The sequence below is a fragment of the Actinomadura sp. 9N407 genome (genome assembly GCF_044326315.1).
GTDB lineage: Bacteria > Actinomycetota > Actinomycetes > Streptosporangiales > Streptosporangiaceae > Spirillospora.
In genome coordinates this window covers 153,878-174,379 of the sequence record NZ_JBIRAW010000005.1, presented here as the reverse complement: position 1 = coordinate 174,379, position 20,502 = coordinate 153,878, and the positions used below count along the sequence as shown (strand labels likewise).

The window sequence follows — 20,502 nt, the reverse complement described above, 5'->3', positions numbered from 1 at the left end:
ACGTAGCTGCATTCAGCCACAAATAATCAGAAGTCGGTCATGATGGTCCGGTGGGGGAACAGCCCGTCGAGGTGTCCGCGCGCGAGGCCGAAGTGCTGGCACTTCTGGGGCTTCGGCTGTCGAACGCCCAGATCTCCGGCCGCCTGCACGTCTCGGTACGCACGGTCGAGGGGCACGTCTCGTCACTGCTGCGCAAGTACGGCGTGGCGGGCCGGAGCGAGCTGGCCGGGCTCGCCGAAACGGTCGGCGACGGCGCTCCGCCTCCGCTGGGACGGCTGGCCGGGCTGCCGGCGGCGCGGACCTCGTTCATCGGGCGCGCGGGCGAGCGCGACGCCGTCGTGGCCGCGCTGCGGGACGGCCGGCTGGTGACGCTGCTGGGGCCCGGCGGGGTCGGCAAGACGCGGCTCGCGATGGTCGTGGGCGAGGCGGTCACCTCGCTGTTCCCGTTCGGCGGGGCGTTCGTCGATCTGGCGCCGGTGGGTGCCGGGTTCGTCGCGCAAACGGCGGCCGAGGCGCTGGGGGTGTCGGAACGGCCGCAGCAGCCGCTGGAGGACACCATCGCCGAACGGCTCGCCCGGGGCCGGTCGCTGCTGATCCTGGACAACTGCGAGCACCTGCTGGACGCGGCGGCCGACTTCGCCGAGCGGATCCAGTCGGCCTGCCCTCAGGCCACGATCCTGGCCACCAGCCGCGAGCGGCTCGGCCTGCCCGGCGAGCAGGTCGTGCCGGTCGGGCCGCTCCCCCTGGCCTCGGACGCCGAGCGACTCTTCACCGACCGCGCCCTGGCCGCCGATCCCGGCCACGCGGCCGATCCGGCGGTGGTGGCCGACCTGTGCGCCCGCCTGGACGGGCTGCCGCTGGCGATCGAGCTCGCCGCCGCCCGCAGCGCCTCGCTCGGCGCGTCCGGCCTGCTCACCGCGCTGGGCGACTACCTGCGGCTGCTGGCGGGTGGGCGCGGTCCGGCCGTACGGCACCGCTCGCTGCGCGGCGTGATCGGCTGGAGCCACGATCTGCTGGACGAGGAGGAGCGGACCCTGTGGCGGCGGCTGGCGGCGTTCAACGGCGCCTTCGATCTGGCCGCCGTGTCGGCGGTCTGCGCGGTCTCGCCGGCGGCGGGCGCCGACGTCCTCGGCCGGCTGGTGGACAAGAGCCTGGTGATCCACCGGCGGGGGCCGGTGAGCCGGTGGCGGCTGCTGGCGACCATCCGCGCGTACGCGGCCGAGCAGCTCGACCTCAGCGGTGAACGGGCCGAGGTCCAGCACCGGCACCTGGAATGGGCCGCGGCCACCGCGGCGGCACTGGAAGACCCCCTCGACGGCCGGTGGACCGAGGACTTCGACACCGTCGCCGCGGAACTGCGGGCAGCGCTGGCCTCGGCACCCGCCGGGCCGGACCCCGTCTCGCACCGGCTGGCGCGCTCGCTCAGCCGGCTGGCGTACGCGCGGCGGTTCCTGCGGGAGTCCCTGGACCACTACCGGTGTGCCGCCGAGCACGCGCCCACCGCGTCGGCCGCGGCCGACGCCTGGCGCAGCGCGGCGGACTGCGCGCAGGTCATGCACGACACCGGCCAGGCGTTCGAGTCGCGGCTCGCCTCGGCCGGCGCCGCGCGGACCGCCGGTGACGGCAACGCCCAGGCGGTCGCGCTGGCCCGGGCGGCCGAGCTGGCCGGGCGGTTCCCCGCCACGTTCCGTACCGAGATCCCCGGCGAGCGGCTGGCCGGACTGCTCCGGGAGGCGGCCGGGGCGGGCGACCCGGCCGATCCCGTCGTCGCCGCCCATCTGGCCTGCGCGGCGGCGTGGAACAACGGCCCGTGCAAGCTCGCCCCCGATCCGGCACTGGGCGAGCGGGCCGTCGAGGCGGCGCGGGCCACCGCCGACCCGGTGCTGATCAGCGGTGCCCTCGACGCGCTGCGGACCGCGGCCGCCACGTCCGGCCGGCTCCGGGACGCGCACCGGCTGAGCGCCGAACGCCTCGCCCTGCTCCCCCTGATGGACGCGGACGATCCGTACTCGGCCCCGGAGATCGACGACGTCTACGGCGGGGCGTGCGCCGACGCGGTCGCGGCCGGCGACCTGCCCGCCGCGCTCGCCACCGCGCGGCGGCTGCTGGCCGACGACCTGCTCGGCGACCATCCCTACCTGTCGGCCAGCAAGGTGATCCCGGCGCTGGTGCTCACCGGCGATCTCCAGGAGGCGCTGCGGTACGCCGTCACGATGTGGGACAGCTGGCGGCGGGCCGGGTGCCCGCCCACGTTCGGGATGACGGCGGCGGTGCAGTTCACCTCGCTGGCGTACGGGCTGCTCGGCGACCCCGAGCTGTCCGCGCGGTGGCGGGCCCGCGTCGGCGCGGTCTCGGGCATCCCCAACCCTTTCCAGACCCAGCTCGCGCCGCTCGCGTGCTTCGTGGACGCCAGGATCGCGGTCCACACCGGCGACCTGGCCGACGCGGCCGGTCACCTGGAGCGTGCGTTCCAGTACGTCCCGCGCGCACGGTACGAGCCGTACGCCCATGCCGCCGCCGTGGAGCTCGCCGTCATGGCCGAGCTGCCCGAGGCCGAGAAGCACCTGCCCGCGCTGGAGGCCGACGCCGGGGAGAACGACTGGGCCGGAGCCTGCCTGGAACGTGTCAAAGGGCGCCTGTACGGGGACCGCGCCGCCCTGGAGGCCTCACTCGCGGGCTGGGAACGGCTCGGCGCACGCTTCGAGCATGCCCGCACCCTTCTTCTCTGCCCGGGCGGCGACCTCTAAGCCCGTGCCGGTCGCACCGCGGCCTTCACGATCGAATGGTCGCCACGGGAGAAGTCCTCCAGCGCCGCGACGGCCGTGTCGAGGCCGACGACCCGTACCCACGCGGGATCGGTACGGCCCGCCAGGTCGATCGCGGCCCGGAACTGCGCGTCGTCGAAGACGAACGACCCGGTCAGCCGGTGCTCGGCACGGATGAAGGCCACCGGGTCGAACCCGGGAACGGTGTCGGCGAACCCCAGCAGCACGATGTGGCCGCCCGGGCGGGTCAGCTCCACCGCCAGGGCACGGGTCGCGGCGCTGCCCACGGTGTCGAAGACGACGTCGTACCGGCCGGCCTGCCCGGTATCGCGGCCGGTCGCTCCCAGCCCGGCGGCCGCGGCGGCCCGTTCATCGGACGGCTCGACGCACTCGATCCGGCGGGCGCCCGCCTGCCGCGCGGCCGCGACGCATCCCAGCCCGAGCCCGCCCGCGCCGATGACGCCGACCGCGTCGGCGCTCGTCGCGCCGGAACGCTCCCAGGCCCGTACCGCGTTGGCGAACGGCTCGATGAACACGGCCTGCTCCCACGCCAGGGCATCGGGGATCGGGACCAGTGCCCGCCGTGCGACGGCGACCCGTTCGGCGAGCCCGCCGTCGTAGTGGACGCCGAGCATCCGCCAGCCGGCGCACCGCTGCGCCAGGCCCGCCGTGCACTGCGCGCAATCGCCGCAGCCCGACAGCGGGTTCACGGCGACCCGGGTGCCCTCCGGCGTGCGGCCCACCACCCCATGGCCCATGATCAGCGGCAGCTTCCGGGCGCCCGGGTTCCGCAGCGCCAGCACCTCGCTGCCGCCCAGCCCGGTCAGGTCCACCGACACGACCACGCCGTCCTCGCCCGCCACCGGCTCGGCGACCTCGTCGACCTTGAGCACCGCAGGACCCGCATAGACCAAGGCACGCATCTCATCCCCCAAAGGGCCCGCCGCGACGTAGCGCTCGGAACATACCGCGTGCGGCGGTCAGGAGATCATGTCCGCCAGCACCGCCGCCTGGCTGATATCGGCCTCCTTGGTGGCGGTCAGCAGCGTGACCGTCTTCCCGCGGGCCAGGTCGCGCAGATGCGCCAGCGCCTCGGCCCGCTCGTCCTCCCGCAACTCGCTCTTGTAGCGGCGGGTGAACTCGGCGAACCGCTCGCGGTCGTGGGCGTACCACTTGCGCAGCTCGGTGGACGGGGCGACCTGCTTGCACCACTCGTCGATGTGGGCCTTGTCCTTGCTGAGCCCGCGCGGCCACACCCGGTCCACCAGGACGCGGAGCCCGTCGGCGGACGCCGGTTCGTCGTAGACGCGGCCCACCCTGACCTGTGCTTTCCCGGTCACCTCGGCACCTCTTCCTCTGTACGTCCCGCCGGGTACTCCCTGCCCGCAGGGGGCGGTGGCCTACCCCTTATTTTAGAGGGATATGATCCTCTAAAATAGGAGAGGGAGGCCGCTGGTGACGTACGTGATCGCTGAGCCGTGTGTGGACGTGCTGGACCGGGCGTGCGTGGACGAGTGCCCGGTCGACTGCATCTACGAGGGAGCCCGGGCGCTCTACATCCATCCTGACGAATGCGTGGACTGCGGGGCGTGCGAGCCGGTGTGCCCGGTCGAGGCCATCTACTACGAGGACGACGTCCCCGAGCAGTGGTCGGCCTACACCGGCGACAACGCCGCGTTCTTCGCCGAGACGCTGCCGGGACGGGACGGACCGCTGGGTTCGCCCGGCGGAGCCACCAAGCTCGGCCGGCTGGGGCAGGACACGCCCCTGGTGGCCGCAGTCCGGCAACCGGCATGAGCACGCAGGATCGGGCGCGGGCGCATGGGGTGCTGTCGGTGCCGGCCCGCCTGGACATCCTGGACCACCTGAGGGCGGCCGGCCATCCCGTGGACGCGCAGGAGGTGGCCGCCGCCACCGGCCTGCACGTCACGACCGCCCGCTCGCACCTCGACGCCCTGATCGAGGTCGGGCTCGCCGTGTCGCACCGGCGACCGCCCCAGGGCCGGGGCCGGCCGGGCACCGTGTACTCGCCCTCGTTCCAGGACGGCGGCGGGGACGGCGACCCCTACCGGGAGCTGAGCGACCTGCTGGCCGCGCACTTCGACGACACTCCCGCACGGCGGTCCGACCGCGCGCAGCGGGCCGGGCACGCCTGGGCGGGCCGGCGGCTGGAGGCCGACCCCGCGCCGGCCCGGACGACCGCCGAGGCGCGGCAGGTCGTCAACGGCCTGTTCACCGAGATGGGCTTCGATCCGGAGCCGGCCCCCGACGGTCGCGTCCTGCTGCACGGCTGCCCGTTCAGGGACACCGCCCGGGCCCACCCGGAGGTGGTGTGCGCGGCCCACCAAGGGCTGCTCACCGGCCTGCTGGCCCGGCTCGACCCGGGCGCGCCCGATCCCGTGCTCGAACCGTTCGTCCGCGCCGACATGTGCGCCGTCCACTTCGGCGACGCCCCGACCGAACCGGAGGTCCCCTGAATGGCAGAGCTCGCCACCGCCGCCGTCTTCACCTGGCTCGGGATGGTCATCGCCATCTCCTTCCTCGAAACCCCGCTGAAATTCCGGGCGCCGGGCATCACCGTGCCGCTGGGGCTGGGCATCGGGCGGCTGGTGTTCCGGGCACTGAACATGGCCGAGACCGTCCTCGCGGTCCTGGTCGTGATCGCGCTGGCCACCGGGAGCCCGGCCGGCCGGGTCTGGATCGCGGCCGCCGTCGCGGGGGCCTGCCTGCTCGTCCAGATGGCCGTGGTCAGCGCCCCGCTGAACCGCCGCGCCGCCGCCGTGATCGCCGGCGACCCCGTCCCGCCCTCCCGGATCCACCTGGCCTACATCGCCCTCGAAGTGATCAAGGTGATCGCCCTCATCACCACCGGAACGCTCCTGCTGTCCTGAATCCGCCGTCCTGAATCCGCCGTCATGATCCGAACGGAGAACACCATGTACACCGTCACCACCGCCGCACCGCAGGACCCGGTCGACCGCGTCACCCCGCGCCTGCTGATCGGCCCCGGGGACGAGGGCTGCAAGCACCTGGCGGCCGTGCGCATCGACGTACCCGCGGGCGGCCGCATGGGCGGGCACGCCCACGGCGACTCCGAGACGCTGCTGACGCTGCTGTCGGGACAGGTCGTCGTCCGCTCGGGAGAGCAGACCGGCGAGCTGTCGCCGGGCGGCATCGCCCATGTCGCCGTGGGCGAGAAGGTCGAGGTGGAGAACCCCGGCTCCGAGCCCGCGGCGCTGCTGGCGGTCTTCTCCCCGCCCGACTTCGCCGCCCGGATCCCCCGGTGGACCCCGGCCCCGTAGCCGCACGGGAACTCCCGCCGGATTGTGCGCGCGGAACGCGGCGTCCGGCCGGGAACTGTGGCCTCCGACAGTCCGGCGGCGGATCGGTCGCGAATCCTTGACCCGGCCCCTTCATGATCGGACGCTTGGGCGGCTCCGGTGTCGCCAGAAGGGTCCGTCCGATGCTGCGAAGGCTCGTCGCTCTGCTCTGCGTCCTGCTACTGGTCCCCGTGGCGGCCGTCTCGGCCGCCCACGGGGACGGCTCCCGCCCTCGACCCGTGGTCTTCGTGCACGGGTTCAGCGGCTCGGGCGGGCAGTTCGAAACCCAGGCACGGCGCCTGGCCTCCAACCGCTATCCCGCCGGCCACATCGAGACCCAGGAGTACGACTCGACGTTCGGCACGACCACCCGGGACCAGGTCTTCGCCTCGCTGGACGAGCGCATCGCCCGCCTCCTGGACAGGACCGGCGCGGACCGGGTCGATCTGCTCGCGCATTCGCTCGGCACCATTCTCATGCAGGCCTACCTGCGAAGCTCGCCCGAACGGGCGGCGACCGTCGCGCACTACGTCAACCTCGACGGAGCCCCCTCGGCCGACCAGCCCGGCGGCGTCCCCACCCTCGCCGTGTGGGGCGAGGGCCCGGCCGAACGCGCCGTAGGCGGCGCCACCAACGTCTACTTCTCCGGGCAGTCGCACACCCAGATCGTCACCTCGCCCGAGACGTTCGCCCGGTTCTACGAGTTCTTCAACGGGCATGCCCCGCTCACGACCGCGATCGTTCCGGAGCGGTACGTGTCCCTGTCCGGACGCGCCGTCCTCTTCCCGTCCAACGTCGGCGCGGCGGGCACCCGACTGGAGATCTACCAGGTGAACCCGTACACCGGCGCGCGCATCACGCACCGCCCGCTGGCCGCGTACCCGATCGCCGGCGACGGGTCGTGGGGCCCGTTCAGGGGCCGGGGCGACGCCCACTACGAGTTCGCGATCGTGTGGAGCCCGACGTCCGTCCACCACCTGTACTTCCAGCCGTTCGGCCGTACCGACACCCTCGTCCGCCTGCTGACCAGCCGCCCGGGCGAAGGGCTCCCGGCGCTCACCGAGGTCGGCGACGACCACTCCAACCTGGTCATCAACCGGCAGAAGGAGTGGTGGGGCGACCAGGGCACCGCGGGCGACTCGCTGCGCGTCAACGGGCGCGAGATCCTCAACGCCGCCAACGCGCCGCGCACCAAGCGGGCGATCGGGATCTTCACCTACGACGCGGGCCGCGACGGCGTCACCGACCTGAGCGCCCCGATCCCGCAGTTCTTCGCGCAGCCGTTCATCACCGCCATGGACCTCTACGTACCCGCCGGTACGCGGCCGGTCTCCATCGTGTCGCGTCCCCGTGGCGGTGACGGCCGCCTCGACGCCCTGGCCGTCCCGAGCTGGCCGTCCAGCGAGCACCGCGTCTCGGTCCAGCTCAACGACCACCCGAACTGACCCCTCGTCCCGACGCGCGGTGCGGCACATGGACAGGGTCCGGTGCCGCACCGTAGCCTTATCGGACCAATACGGCATTACCGGCGATGGTCCGCTCACACCGACAAGTGGGCTGCTGATGAACACTCGCTCATGCATGGGGGGCCCGGCCACCCCGCTCCGGTGACCGCCCGTACCGGGACGGGACGTCCCGGTCCACCCGCCGGCAAGATCCGCACCCGGCCGCGCCGCGAACTCCGCCGCGACCGGCGGCGCCGCTCGCACTCCTGCTGGGACCACCTCATCGCGGCCCCGCTGTGGCCGCTGCACGGCGCCAACCTCGGCACCCTGCTGCGTACCTGCGACGCGGTGGGGGCCTGCCTGGCCGTCCCCCGCTTCCCGTGGGTCCCCGAGGCCCTGGAACGGGGCAACACCCTGCGCCGTCCCGCCTGCGTGCACTGGGTGAACGACCCGGCGGGATGGCTGGCCCGGCAGCGTTCCGAGGGCACCCGCGTGGTCGGCGTCGAACTCGCCGACGAGGCCGTACGGCTCGCGGACCTGCCCGCCGCCCGGGAACGGACGATCGCCGTCCTCGGCCACGAGCAGCACGGCATCCCGCCGGACGCGCTCGACCTGCTGGACCTGGCCGTGGAGATCCCCATGGTCGGCACCGGCCACAGCCTCAACGTCGCGGTGGCCGGCTCGCTCGTCCTGTACAAACTCGCCGGCCTGCTCTGACGTCCGGTCGTACCGGGATGAGGATCGCGGCCGGACGGTCGGCTTGTGATCGGGCGCTAAAAGTGGGTGCGCCGGTACGCGCGAGCAGGCCATGTCGCAGGCGGGGCGGCGGGAGGAAAGTCATGCCCTCCCCCCGTCTACCTGTGGAGTGGCGATGAGAGTGCAGGATCGCGAGGCCACCGCCCACCGGCTGCTGCGTTCGGCGGCCCGGGCATCGTTCGACCCCGGAATCGAGATCGACTGGAACGCACCGTTCGAACCGGGGATGTCCTACATGCCGCCCGAGCAGATCTCCCTCTACGGGACGCCCGCCTGGCGGCGGCTCACCGAGGAGCAGCGGATCGAGCTGTCCAGGCACGAACTGGCCAGCACCACGGCCATGGGCCTGTGGCTGGAGCTGTCGCTGATGCAGCTGTTCACGCGGTTCGTGTATGACCTGGACCCGCGCAGCGCCCACGCGCAGTTCGCGCTGACCGAGGTCGGTGACGAGACCAGGCACTCGGTGATGTTCGGACGGCTGCTCGGCCGCCTGGGCACCCCCCGCTACCGGCCGCCGCGCATCGTGCACGACGCCGGCCGGCTGTTCAAGGCCATCGGAGGCGGGCCGTCCATGTGGGCGACGTTCCTGATCGGCGAGGAGATCTTCGACCGGATGCAGCGCGCCACCATGGCCGACGAGCGCGTGCAGCCGATGGTCCGCGAGGTCAGCCGCATCCACGTCGTGGAGGAGGCCCGGCACGTCCGGTACGCGCGGGAGGAGATCGTCCGCAGCATGGAGGGGCTCGGCCGCGCGGCGCTGGCGGGGCACCGGCTGGTGGCGGCGGTCGCGGCCACCGCGACGATCGAGTTCGTGGTCGACCCGAAGGTCTACCGGAGCGTCGGGATCGAGCCGGAGCAGGGCCGGCGGATGGCCCTGGCCAACCCGCATCACCAGGAGATCCGGCACTGGCGGGGCGAGAAGGTGATGCCGTTCCTGAAGGAACTGGGGCTCATCTCCGGCCCGGGCACCGGCCTGTGGCGCCGGGCGGGGCTGCTGCGCTGAACGGAGCGTCGCGGGCGGCCTGGAGGTCCGCCCGCCCGGCCGGATGGTGTGGCATCCGGCCGGGCGGTCACACGTCAGCGGCCGCCGACGTCCGAGTGGATGGCCTCGATGCGGTTCTGCCGGGCGTCCGCGGGGAGCAGGTAGCCGGCGCGCAGGTTGCGCTTGTCGGACCGCACCACCGACGTCACGTACTTCCCGTGCGAGGGGTACAGCGTGTCGAGCGTGGCCTTATCGAACGGCTCGTAGCTGCCGAAGAGGACGCAGAACGTCTCTCCGGCGTTGTCACCGGTGTTGAGCGCTATGGGAGCCTCCACCTGGGACAGCCGGATTCCGCCCAGGGCCAGTCCCCGTTCGTCACGGGCCTTGGTCCCATCGGCGTTGAACTGCAGCGGCGGAGCGGTGGGCGGCGCCACCCCGCGCTCGATCCAGCGCACCAGATGGTCGTACGCGGTGGCGACGACATGGTGGAGCGGTACGCGGCTGAACGCGGGCCGTGCGCACTCGTACGTGGGGGCCTCGCCCAGATCGCGGGTCAGGATCGGCGCGCGGTATTGCTGGCCGTTCCAGCCGGAGTGGGCGGCACCCGCCACCTCCCAGCGGCGGAACCCGTCGGTGTCGGGCGGCCGGACCGGCGTGCGGACATCGGTCTCCGAGACCACCTGGAACACCGGCTCGGTGCCCCTGCGGGTGGGGGCCGGGCCGACGATGAACGCGTACCCGTCGAAGACCTTCTCCGTCTTGGGCAGCACCGCGTCGTAGTAGACCGTCATCCGGCCCGCCGACTGCGAGCCGCCGGCGGCCAGCAGGTTGCGGGCCTTCAGCCCGCCGAGCGCGGACCCGCGGCCCCGATCCCGCAGGGCCTTGGCGGCCTGGGCGAAGATGTCGTACGACAGCTCGTCGGCGTTGAAGCGCCCGCCGCCGGTGACGTCGAGGCCGCCGTAGCGCGCCGGGCTCCAGCCCTTCAGCTGGTTCACGCCGACCCGCTGCGCGGAGATCCCGACCCACGCGTAGCCGGCACGCGTGATCTGCTCGGTGCTCCAGAGGGCGTCCAGGTCGTACCCGCCGGAGACGTTCTGCCATTCGGCGACCACCGTGCCGTTGAACCTGGCCGCCTTGGCCGGTCGCCGCACAATGACGCGGGTCTTGTACGGGACGTCCGACCCCAGGAGCTCACCGGAGGTGCTGTACGCGTCGGCCGCCCCGGAGATGCCGAACTCCTCCTCCACGTACCCGGCGGACGCCAGATCGGCGTTCGTCGCCATCCACGGATAGGTGTCCTTCACGTCCGGTGATTTCGGATCGCCGGGCGGTGCGCCCGGGAGCGGGCCTTCCACGGTGGGGGCCGCGGGCTGGGCCCCGCTTGCCTGGCCGGTGACGGGCGCGTACACCAGTCCCGCGGCCACCGCGGCGGCCAGCGCCAGCCGGGCCGCTGTGGATCGTGCGAGCATCGCTTCGGTCCCTTCGTCGCATCGGGCCCTTTCCGCGGGCCCCCTTCACGGTCGCCGAAGGGGGCTCGGCCGCCAACGGCGTAATCACCAGTCATGTGACTTCGTTCGCCGGTCCGGCGGGATCACGGAACACCGATGGCCCGCGTCATCGCCGGCCAGTAGCGGTGCATCTCGGGCTGCCAGGCCTCCCAGTTGTGCCAGCCGTCGGCGTAGACGTTCGAGGTCACCGGGATGCGCAGCGCCTTCAGCCGTGCCAGGAAGGAGCCGGTCGTCACGCCACACAGGATCTCCTGGACCTGCACCGCCTCCTCCTCGCCCTCCTTGGGGCGGTCGTACTCCCCCGGCTTGCCCGTCGTTCCGGTCGAGATGTAGAGCCCGGTTCCGCGCAGGTTCCGGGCCAGGACGTACGGATCGTGAGCCAGCCAGTTCTCGACGTCGACGCCCGGCACTCCCCAGACGCGGAACGGGTCGCCCTCGTCGGTGTAGAGGCCCTGGACGAGCAGTGTGAGCGTGGGGATGCCCGGCTGGGTCAGGTGCAGGATCCCGCTGGAGGCCGCGACGTAGCGGAACATGCCCGGATGCCGTGCCGCGTACGTCACCGCACCCGAGGCCCCGGCGGAGATGCCCATCGCGGCGCGCTCGCGCCCGGATCCGCTCGCGCGGTAGTTGCGCTCCATGAGCTGGAGGACCTCCCGGGTATGGAAGGTCTCCCATTTCGGCGTCCCGCCCTTGCCGTCGTTCCACCAGTCCGTGTACGCGCCGTTGCCGCCTTCCGGCATCACGACCATCACGTCCTGCCCGGCCGCGAGCTGCTCGATGTCGGTGCTCCGGGTCCAGGACACGTAGGTGTCGCGTCCTCCGTGGTACGCGTAGACCACGGGCCACGTCCGGCTCGCCTCGCGCGACCAGCCCCGTGGGACCAGCACGCGGACCTTGACGCTCTGGCCGAGCGCGGGCGAGTCCACGGTGGCGTCGAAGGTCCGCTCGTCCAGCCACGTCTGTTCCGTGATCCGCGCGCCGCCGTCGGCCGGAACGAGCGCCTCATCGGCTCGCGCGGCCACGTCGGCGAACGGGGCCGGTGCGAAGAACAGCGCGGCCAGAAGCGCGGCCCCCGCCCTCCTCGGCGCCGTCCGGGCGTGCTGTGATCCGTGACCGCGCCGGACCGCCGGCGATCGTCTCTCCTGGGGCATGCGAGGAAGCTAGACCGCCCGCCGGTACGCGGATCACTACCCACGGCACGAACTCGCCGTCCCCATTTGTGGTCCACGCCCATTGAACGCGGAAGCGGGACACGCCTGCCTTTTGAACGGACACAACCGGCGATGGAACCGGACACACCGTCCGGCGAGCGGACAGAAAAACGGTGTTCCCTTTGCATGAAATCAGTGACCGCGCCCTAACGCCGTTGGGCCCGCGCACATGAATTCCTCGCTTCCCTTGACCCTCCGGTGTGAGGGATAAGACTGACGTGCCCAGTGAGCCCGGTGTTTTCGGATCGTTAGGAGAAACTGTGGCGCTCCCCCCGCCCTTGGCAGTACACAGACCCCGCTCCCTTCATGCGTGGCACGACCCGCCGGTTCTGCTCGGCGAGATGCTGCGCCCGCACGTTCCGGCCGTCGTGGAAGAGATCGCCGGTGAGATCCGCAGGCAGGTCCCCGCGTACGCGCAGCCCGCCGACAGCGTCCAGGGCCGGCAGATGGTCCGCACCATCTCCACGACCGTCGAGACCTTCGTGCGTTCCATGGACGGCGCCGGCCCCGACTGGACGCCTCTCGTCGAGACCTACGCCCGGCTGGGCGCCCAGGAGGCCGGCCGGGGGCACGGCCTGGACGGCCTGGAGGCGGCGCTTCGGCTCAGCAGCCAGATCGCCTGCCGGCGCTTCATCGGGGAGGCCTACCGGCTCGACTGGCCGCACGAGACGCTGACCATGCTCACCGAGTCGCTGTTCCTGCTCCTGGGCCGGCTCGTGGACGCGGCGGCCGAGGGCTACGCCGCCGCGCGCCAGGAGCTGGCCACCGAGCGGGAGCGGCACCGCGACCGGCTGCGCGAGCTGCTCGTCGCCGATCCGCCCGCCAGCCACGAGGCCATCAAGGAGCTGTCCAGGACCGCGGGCTGGGACACCCCGGACACCATCTGCGTCGTGGCGCTGCGGCGGACGGCCGGCGACACCGCCCGGCTCGTACCGCCGACCGTCCTGGCCGAGCAGTCCGGAGAGCGGCCCTACCTCCTGGTCCCCGACCCGGAGGGTCCCGGGCAGGAGCGCCTGCTGGCGTCGCTGACCGACGGCGGCGCGGGCGCGGCGATCGGGCCGACCGTACCGGTCGGGCGCGGGGCCGTCTCGCTGCGATGGGCGCGGCAGGCCATGGCGCTCATGGACGACGGCGTCCTCCCCCGCACGGGCGCGCTGCGCTGCGTGGACCACCTGGCGACGCTGATCGCGTTCGTCGGCCACGACCTCGTCGACGCGGCCACCCCGCTCTACCTGCGGCCCCTGTTGGAGGAGCCGTCGCCGCGGCGGGAGATCCTCGCCGAGACGCTGCTGGCCTACTTCAACAGCGGCGGCAACGCGGTCATCACGTCCCAGCACCTGCACGTCCACCCCCAGACCGTGCGGTACCGGATCCGCGTGACCCAGGAACTGTTCGGGGGCGAGCTCCCCGCCCCCGACACCAAGCTCGCCACGATGATCGCGCTCAACTCGATGCTGCGGTTCACGTGTACGGACACCGCCGATGCGCGGTGACGCCCGGACACCGGCGGCGCACCGCACTACACCGCGGTGACAAACGCCGCCGGAATTATTGTCAAGCGCTGTCGTGCGCGGACGAGTCGATTTCCGCAAACTCGTGAAACCCCGTACGGCGGCAAGGACCGAAAGAGAACGACGCCACCCCGGTCCACGGGCGGCGACGTGTCCTTGCCCCTCGGGGTCCGTGAAATTCCACCCCCAGAAAGGGCAGCGCGACCGATGAGGAAATCATTCAGGATGATCCCGGTGGCGGTACTCGCCGCCGGAGTCCTGACCGCGCCTGCGGCCCAGGCGGCGGCCAATCCGTACGAACGGGGCCCGGCTCCCACCGAATCCAGTGTCACCGCCGCGCGGGGCCCGTTCCAGACCGCCACCAAGAGGGTCGGCACCAACAGCCATCCGGGCATCCGGTCCGGGACGATCTACTACCCGACCGATACCAGCAAGGGCACGTTCGGTGCCGTGACCATCTCGCCCGGGTTCATGTCGGCCGAGTCGTCGGTGTCCTGGTACGGGCCGCGGCTGGCCTCCCAGGGCTTCGTGGTCATGACCCTGGAGACCAAGTCCTGGTTCGACCAGCCCGCCTCGCGGGGCGACCAGCTGCTGGCCGCGCTCGACTACATGACCAAGGACGCCACGGTCAGGGACCGGATCGACCACTCCCGCCAGGCCGTCATGGGCTGGTCGATGGGCGGCGGCGGCACGCTGCGCGCGGCCCAGAAGAAGCCCGCGATCAAGGCCGCCGTACCGCTCGCCCCCTGGGACCTGGGCGTCAATTTCGGCAACCTCCAGGTCCCGACGTTCATCATGGGCGCCGACAACGACAGCATCGCCGGTACCGGCGCGCATTCCGAGCCGTTCTACCAGCAGATCCGCGCCGAGAAGGCCTACATGGAGCTGGAAGGCGCCGACCACTTCACCTTCACCTCGAACAACAACACGATCGGCAAGTACGCGCTCTCCTGGCTGAAGCGGTGGGTGGACGAGGACACCCGCTACAGCCAGTTCCTGTGCCCGGCCCCACCGGCGCCCAGCCGGACCATCCAGGAATACCGGCAGACCTGCCCCTACTGACCGCACGTTCGTTCTGACGCACATTCGTCCGGGGCGGCCGCTTTGGGATGGGACGGCCGCCCCGGATTCGCGCGTGCCCCGTCCCGGGCGTCCGGTCAGAGCTCGTCACCGTGGGTGCGCCGGCCGCCGAGGTACGTGGTCACCACCTCGAGTTCGTACAGCTCGTCCAGCGACACGGTGCGCGGATCCCCCGAGACCACGACGAGGTCGGCCCGCTTCCCCACTTCCAGGCTGCCGATCTCGTCGTCGAGATGCAGCTGCCAGGCCGCGTCCAGGGTCTGCGCCCGCAGCGCCTCGTCCACGGTGATCCGCTGCTCGGGGGCCAGGACGCGGCCGGTCCCCCGGGTCCGCCGCCCGACCGCGGTGGCGATGTTGCCGAGCGGGTCGGCGGGCGAGCACTGGCCGTCGTTGTGCAGAGAGACACGCAGCCCGGCGTCCAGCGCCGACCGGGCCGACATCCACCGCGCGCCGTGCTCGGAGCCGAAGAGGTCGTCGATCAGCACGTCCCCCCAGTAGTAGAGGTGCTGGATGAACAGGCTGACGGTCACGCCCAGCTCCGATGCCCGGGCGAACTGCTCGGGGTTCAGCGCACCGCAATGCTCCATGCGTGGCCGCCAATCGGACGGCGCACTCGCGCGCGCGTACTCGAAGGCGTCCAGGACGGCGTCGGCCGAGACGTCGCCGTGCACGTGGCAGGCGACCTGCCAGCCCTGGCGGGCGAACGCCGTGGCCAGCTCGGTCAGCTGCTCGGGCGAGTAGTTCATCTCGCCGTGGTGGCAGGGCTCCAGTCCGAGACGCCGCGTCGCCTCGGTGTCCAGGTAGGGGAACGTGGTGGCGATGTTGCCCTGCCAGGGAGTGCCGTCGGCCCACAGCTTCATCCCGATCTGCTCGTACAGGGCGCCGGCGGGCGAACGGCCGGGGGCCGCATGGCCGGGGCCGGCGGCCGTCTCCGGTGTGCCGACCTCGTACGAGCGGACCCGGATCGGGCAGCCGGGCTCGGCGGCGAGCGCGGCCACCGCCGGATCCAGGGCGGGGTTGTAGGCCAGGTCCGCGACGGTGGTCAGCCCGGCGGCGGCGTGCATGTCGTACGACCAGCGCAGCCGGTCGAGGATGGTGGCGCGGCCGTGCTCCACGACGGGCCGGGTCATCCGGACCACCGCGGACGTCTCGCGGACCTCCCCGGTGAGCGCGCCGTCCGGGCCGCGCACGATCTGCGAGCCGGCGGGGTCGGGGGTGTCGCGGGTGATGCCGGCGAGGGCGAACATCGCGGAGTTGCCCCAGGCGGAGTGGCCGCTGTTGGAGAGGATCACCACCGGGTTGGCCGGCGCGAGCGCGTCCAACGAGGCCATCGTGGGCAGCGTGAGGCCGGCCTGGAGCAGGACGTCGATGCCGTAGCACATCAGCGGGGTACCGGCCGGGGCCTCGTCCAGCGCCCGCTGGATCCGGTCCATGACGTCGGCTCCGCTGGGGGCCACGAAGGGGCGCACGTCCACCGACGGCGGGGCCAGGACCAGCGCGACGCTGGTCGGATGGCCGTGCGGCTCCACGAATCCCGGCAGCAGGGCCCGCCCGCCCAGGTCCACCATCCGGGTCCGCTCGGTCCGCAGGGCCAGGACGTCGGCCGCGGCGCCGACCGCGGTGATCACTCCCCCGGTGACCGCGAGCGCCTCCGCCTCGGGGGCACCGGGGGCGACGGTGACCACCGGGCCGCCGGTGAAGATCAGATCTGCCATTGCCGTGCTCCCCCTCGCTCGGGCCCACGCGGTTCGGGTGCCCGGCGAACAGGGGTATCACGGCCATGGTGGAACGATCCAGCATGCTTCCCATCGATGGGCGCGATCCTGCACATCCGGACCGGGCATGATCTCTTTCATGCGGATGATGGCCGGCGGCCGGTGGACTCCCGCATCATGCCGGGGAGACCACGATCGGGAGGGCCCATGTCCGAATCCCTGCGTACCGCCGCCAAGGGCCTGCAGCCCGACCTCGTCCGGCTCCGCCGCGACATCCATCGCGAGCCGGAGCTCGGCCTGGAGCTGCCGCGCACCCAGGAGAAGGTGCTCGGCGCGCTGGACGGCCTTCCACTGGAGGTGTCGACCGGGGAACGGCTCGACTCCGTGACCGCCGTGCTGCGCGGCGCGCTGCCGGGCCCCACCGTACTGCTGCGCGGGGACATGGACGCCCTGCCGGTGACCGAGCGCGGCGACGCGGACCTGATCTCCCGGACGCCGGGGCGGATGCACGCCTGCGGGCACGACCTGCACACCACGATGCTCGCCGGGGCCGCCCGGCTGCTGGCCGACCGGCGGGACCGGCTGGCCGGGAACGTGGTGTTCATGTTCCAGCCCGGCGAGGAGAACGCGGGCGGGGCCAAGCTCATGCTGGACGAGGGCGTGCTGGAGGCGGCGGGCGAGCGGCCGATCGCCGCGTACGCGCTGCACGTGTCCTCGGCGCTCGTCCCGCAGGGCATCTTCGTCACCCGGGGCGGGCCGGTCATGGCGGCCGCCGACCGGCTGCGGGTCACGGTGCGCGGCGCCGGCGGGCACGGCTCGATGCCGCACCTGGCCAGGGACCCGCTCCCGGTGGCGTGCGAGATGGTGACGGCGCTGCAGACCCTCGTGACCCGGGCGTTCGACGCGTTCGACCCGGTGATCCTCACCATCGGCAGCTTCCACTCCGGGACGACCGACAACGTGATCCCCGATACGGCGGCGTTCACGGGGACCGTCCGCTCCTTCTCGGCCCAGGCCCAGCAGGCGATGCGGGAGCGGACGCTGCGGCTCGTCCGGGGCATCGGCGAGGCGCACGGGCTGGAGGTCGAGGCCGAGTACCTGATCGACTATCCGGTCACCGTGAACGACCACGCCGAGGCGGCCTTCGCGGGCGACACCGTCCGCGAGGTGTACGGCGAGGGGCGCTTCTTCGAGTCGCCGAGGCCCTTCTCCGGGTCGGAGGACTTCTCGCTGGTCTGCAACGAGATCCCGTCGGCGTTCGTGGCCCTGGGGGCCTGCCCCGCCGACCGCGACCCCGCGACCGCCGCGTACAACCACGCCCCGGAGGCGGCCTTCGACGACGCGGTGCTGGCCGACGGGGCCGCCCTCTACGCCGAGCTGGCCGCGCGGCGGCTGTCGTCGGCCGCGAGCGCCGCGCCGGCGGCGGCGGGCGCGGGCTGAGGCCACGTCGGCGACCACAGGTCCATCGGAACGGTCCCGACCGCGCGGCCGGTGCCGTCGAGCAGCCGCCCCATCCGCTTCACCATCCGCATCGTCATGGCACGGTCCACGATCTGCACCGCGGGGAAGCGGCGGACGATCTCCTCCTCCACCCGCTGCAGGTCCGAGAGGCGGTGCAGCCACAGGGTGAGCCACAGGTTGGTCTCGCCCACCGTCGCGAAGCACGCCTTGGCCTCGGGCAGGCCGTGCAGCTCCGCCGCGGTCCGGGCCAGCTCGCCCGGCGGGACGCGCAGCCACAGCATCGCCGGCACCGGCCAGCCGGCGACCCGGTGGGCCAGGTCGCAGCGCAGCACGGCCCGGCCCGAACCGAGCATCTGCGCCACCCTGCGGCGGACCGAGCTCTGCGGCAGCCCGGTCCGCTCGCTGAGCTGGGAGTAGGTCATCCGCCCGTCCTCGCCCAGCGCCAGCATGAGGCGGCGGTCGTTGGTACCCGCGAGCTGGCCGTCGGACGCCGCGCCCCGCAGCCGGTCGAGCGCGGTACGCTGCCCCGGATCCAGCGAGTCCAGCCGCCACCGGCTGCCCTCGCGGAAGTTGCGGACCACCGGGCTGGTGCGGGTGCCGATGACGCCCGGCACCCGGTCGACGCGGTCCATCACGTACTCGACGAGCACGGCGGTGTCGGAGGCCCCCACCGTCAGCACCAGGTCCCGGCGCCCGCTCATCATCTCCACCGACAGCGCGCGGGGGTCGCCGGCCAGCAGGTCGGCCGTCTCCCGTGCCGTCCCGGCCTCGCAGGTCACCTCGATCAGCGCCAGGGAGCCGTAGTCCAGCTGGGACGGCCCCGGATAGCACGTCACCCAGGCCGAGCCGGTCTCGGTGAGCCGTGCCCAGCGCCGCGAGAGCGTCGCCGGGTCCACGTCCAGCGGGCCCGCCAGCTCCGCCCAGGGGGCGCGGGGACGGATCTGGAGGGCGTTGATCAGGGAGAGATCCAGCTCATCCATGCGGCGAAATCATGCAGTCGATCGTCCATTCTGGTTGATCCGCGCAAAAGAGGCGCGAGTCCGTGCAGCCTAACGATCCTGTGCCCATCCCCGCCACCGAATCGTCACCGGTCCTTCACGCGGACCCGGTCGCACCACCCCCAGGAGATTCCATGGCACGCTCGCATCGCGCGCTCTCGGTGATGGCCCTGGCCATCAGCGGGGGAATGCTCGCGTCGTCCTGCACCACGTCCGGTTCCGGCGAAGGCGCGAACGAGGCCGGCACGGTCAACGTCGCCTTCGGCGCCGACCCCGCCACCTTCGATCCGGCCAAGTCCAACAACGCCTCGGACTACCTGGTCGACCGGCTGCTGTACGAGAACCTGGTCCGCCGCGAGGACGGCGGCAAGGTCGTCCCCGCGCTGGCCTCGGCCTGGAAGGCCGACGCCAGGAAGGCCGAGTTCACCCTCCGCGACGACGTCACCTGCTCCGACGGCAGCAAGCTCACGCCCGCGATCGTCGCGAAGTCCCTCACGTACCTGGCCGCCCCGGAGACCGCCTCGGGCCCGGCGAAGCTGATCTTCGGCCCGGGCCGTCCCACCATCACCGCCGACGACGCGGCGGGCACGGTCACGGTCACCACCGCGCAGCCCTGGTCCGACCTGCTGGCGGGCCTGGCCGCCCCCTCCGCCGGCATCGCCTGCTCCGCCGACGCCGAGGCGCTGAAGACCGGCAAGGCACCCGGCACCGGCCCGTACACGCTCAAGGACGCCCAGCGGGGCAGCCGCTACACCTTCCAGGCCCGCGAGGGCTACGCCTGGGGACCGAAGTTCGCGGGCGCCCCCAAGGGCGAACGGCCCAAGTCGCTGGTCGCCCAGGTCGTCAACAACGAGAGCACCAGGGCCAACCAGCTCACCACCAAGGCCCTCGACATGGCCTTCCTCACCGGACCCGACGGCAAGCGCTTCACCGACGGCGACGCCTACAAGGTCGAGTCCGCGCCCGCCGTCCGGATGTACCTGATGTTCAACGAGCGGGCCGGCCACCCCGGCGCCGACGAGAAGGTCCGCCGGGCGATCGCCCAGGCCGTCGACCGCAAGGCGTTCGACAACGCCGCCGGGCTGGGCCGCGGCGAGCTGCTGACCAGCGTCGCCGAGTCCACCGTCCCGTGCGTCAGCAAGGACGAGTCGCTGCTGGTCAAGCCGGACACCGCGGCCGCCGGCAAGGTCCTGAAGGGCATGAAGATCAAGGTGGCGGGCACCAACGGGGTCGCCGGCGGCGCCGGCAACTCCTACGTGCAGGCGGCGCTGCGCGCGGCCGGTGCGGACGTCACGCTGCGCAACACCGACAGCGCGACCTGGTCCACCGAGGTGCTGGGCAACCAGGGCGACTGGGACGTCAACGTGATGGCGCACCTGAACGTGACGCTCACGATGACCAACCCGGCCTCGCTGTTCGCCGGGGAGCCCGCGCCCAAGGGCCGCAACGTCGGCGGGGTGAAGAACCCCGCGTTCGAGAAGGGCATGGGAGCGGCGCTGGCCACCACCGACGAGGCGGCCAAGTGCGAGGCGTGGGCGGGCGCGCAGAAGGCCCTGCTGGACCGGGTCGACGCCGTGCCGCTGTCCACCGTCAACACGACCTACGTCTTCGGCAAGCGGGTGGACGCGATGCTGCCGGGCGGCCTGTTCGACATCTCGACCCTGGTCGTGAAGTGACGGGTCTCCCCCACCGCCCCGACCGTCTCCGTCCCGGGCGCGCCGCCACGGCGCGCGCCCGGGCGGCGGGACCG

At 72.7% G+C, this 20,502-nt stretch carries 18 protein-coding genes; 12 read left to right on the top strand and 6 right to left on the bottom strand.

The genetic code is table 11. The features are described from left to right. The first annotated feature begins 50 nt into the window (after window positions 1-50). Window positions 51-2,747, top strand: a complete 2,697-nt coding sequence (locus tag ACH34Q_RS10325; protein WP_395982595.1) for an ATP-binding protein — start codon at window positions 51-53, stop codon at window positions 2,745-2,747. On the opposite strand, the gene ACH34Q_RS10320 is transcribed toward ACH34Q_RS10325, so the two are convergent. Then, complete coding sequence (locus ACH34Q_RS10320) at window positions 2,744-3,688, bottom strand: zinc-binding dehydrogenase (protein ID WP_395982594.1); 945 nt, start codon at window positions 3,686-3,688, stop codon at window positions 2,744-2,746. The genes ACH34Q_RS10325 and ACH34Q_RS10320 overlap by 4 nt on opposite strands. Window positions 3,689-3,745: 57 nt before the next feature. Continuing rightward, window positions 3,746-4,105 (bottom strand): DUF488 domain-containing protein, encoded by a 360-nt coding sequence (locus ACH34Q_RS10315; protein WP_395982593.1) that lies wholly within the window; start codon window positions 4,103-4,105, stop codon window positions 3,746-3,748. Window positions 4,106-4,220: 115 nt separating this feature from the next. Between ACH34Q_RS10315 and fdxA the strand changes: the two genes are divergently transcribed. The 7 genes from fdxA to ACH34Q_RS10280 all read left to right on the top strand — a co-directional run bounded on the left by fdxA (window position 4,221) and on the right by ACH34Q_RS10280 (window position 9,289). After that, window positions 4,221-4,562, top strand: a complete 342-nt coding sequence (fdxA, locus tag ACH34Q_RS10310) for a ferredoxin (protein WP_395982592.1) — start codon at window positions 4,221-4,223, stop codon at window positions 4,560-4,562. Continuing rightward, entirely contained in the window at window positions 4,559-5,242 is a 684-nt protein-coding gene (locus ACH34Q_RS10305) for a helix-turn-helix transcriptional regulator (RefSeq protein ID WP_395982591.1), read from the top strand. The genes fdxA and ACH34Q_RS10305 overlap by 4 nt, the downstream gene beginning before the upstream one ends. Next, window positions 5,243-5,656, top strand: coding sequence for a hypothetical protein (locus ACH34Q_RS10300; protein WP_395982590.1), 414 nt, complete (start codon window positions 5,243-5,245; stop codon window positions 5,654-5,656). It begins immediately after the preceding gene. A 24-nt stretch (window positions 5,657-5,680) separates the two neighbouring features. Beyond that, entirely contained in the window at window positions 5,681-6,067 is a 387-nt protein-coding gene (locus ACH34Q_RS10295; RefSeq protein WP_395982589.1) for a cupin domain-containing protein, read from the top strand. 161 nt (window positions 6,068-6,228) lie between these two features. Beyond that, window positions 6,229-7,530 carry an alpha/beta fold hydrolase gene (locus ACH34Q_RS10290; protein ID WP_395982588.1) on the top strand — a complete coding sequence of 434 codons (1,302 nt, stop codon included), beginning with the start codon at window positions 6,229-6,231 and terminating at the stop codon, window positions 7,528-7,530. 162 nt (window positions 7,531-7,692) lie between these two features. Further along, window positions 7,693-8,247: a TrmH family RNA methyltransferase gene (locus ACH34Q_RS10285; protein WP_395982587.1), complete on the top strand. Its 555-nt coding sequence runs from the start codon at window positions 7,693-7,695 to the stop codon at window positions 8,245-8,247. Window positions 8,248-8,401: 154 nt separating this feature from the next. Next, window positions 8,402-9,289, top strand: a complete 888-nt coding sequence (locus tag ACH34Q_RS10280) for a diiron oxygenase (protein ID WP_395982586.1) — start codon at window positions 8,402-8,404, stop codon at window positions 9,287-9,289. A 74-nt stretch (window positions 9,290-9,363) separates the two neighbouring features. Here the strand turns inward: ACH34Q_RS10280 and ACH34Q_RS10275 are convergent, their stop codons facing one another. After that, on the bottom strand, window positions 9,364-10,737 hold the full coding sequence (locus tag ACH34Q_RS10275) for an alpha/beta hydrolase domain-containing protein (protein ID WP_395982585.1): 1,374 nt from the start codon (window positions 10,735-10,737) through the stop codon (window positions 9,364-9,366). A gap of 122 nt (window positions 10,738-10,859) precedes the next feature. Further along, window positions 10,860-11,927, bottom strand: coding sequence for an alpha/beta hydrolase (locus tag ACH34Q_RS10270; protein WP_395982584.1), 1,068 nt, complete (start codon window positions 11,925-11,927; stop codon window positions 10,860-10,862). Between the two features lie 401 nt (window positions 11,928-12,328). Here ACH34Q_RS10270 and ACH34Q_RS10265 point away from each other — a divergent pair, with 401 nt between their 5' ends. Together ACH34Q_RS10265 and ACH34Q_RS10260 are read left to right on the top strand one after the other, a co-directional pair. After that, complete coding sequence (locus ACH34Q_RS10265) at window positions 12,329-13,480, top strand: PucR family transcriptional regulator (protein WP_395982583.1); 1,152 nt, start codon at window positions 12,329-12,331, stop codon at window positions 13,478-13,480. Window positions 13,481-13,723: 243 nt separating this feature from the next. Then, window positions 13,724-14,560 (top strand): alpha/beta hydrolase family protein, encoded by an 837-nt coding sequence (locus ACH34Q_RS10260; RefSeq protein ID WP_395982582.1) that lies wholly within the window; start codon window positions 13,724-13,726, stop codon window positions 14,558-14,560. A gap of 95 nt (window positions 14,561-14,655) precedes the next feature. Here ACH34Q_RS10260 and ACH34Q_RS10255 read toward each other — a convergent pair whose 3' ends face one another. Next, window positions 14,656-16,293 (bottom strand): amidohydrolase, encoded by a 1,638-nt coding sequence (locus ACH34Q_RS10255; RefSeq protein WP_395982581.1) that lies wholly within the window; start codon window positions 16,291-16,293, stop codon window positions 14,656-14,658. 207 nt (window positions 16,294-16,500) lie between these two features. On the opposite strand from ACH34Q_RS10255, the gene ACH34Q_RS10250 reads away from it, so the two are divergent. Further along, on the top strand, window positions 16,501-17,733 hold the full coding sequence (locus ACH34Q_RS10250) for a M20 family metallopeptidase (protein WP_395982580.1): 1,233 nt from the start codon (window positions 16,501-16,503) through the stop codon (window positions 17,731-17,733). Here the strand turns inward: ACH34Q_RS10250 and ACH34Q_RS10245 are convergent. Next, complete coding sequence (locus tag ACH34Q_RS10245) at window positions 17,661-18,734, bottom strand: Lrp/AsnC family transcriptional regulator (protein WP_395982579.1); 1,074 nt, start codon at window positions 18,732-18,734, stop codon at window positions 17,661-17,663. The genes ACH34Q_RS10250 and ACH34Q_RS10245 overlap by 73 nt on opposite strands. A gap of 152 nt (window positions 18,735-18,886) precedes the next feature. Here ACH34Q_RS10245 and ACH34Q_RS10240 point away from each other — a divergent pair, with 152 nt between their 5' ends. Next, complete coding sequence (locus tag ACH34Q_RS10240; RefSeq protein WP_395982578.1) at window positions 18,887-20,428, top strand: ABC transporter substrate-binding protein; 1,542 nt, start codon at window positions 18,887-18,889, stop codon at window positions 20,426-20,428. Window positions 20,429-20,502: the final 74 nt, after the last annotated feature.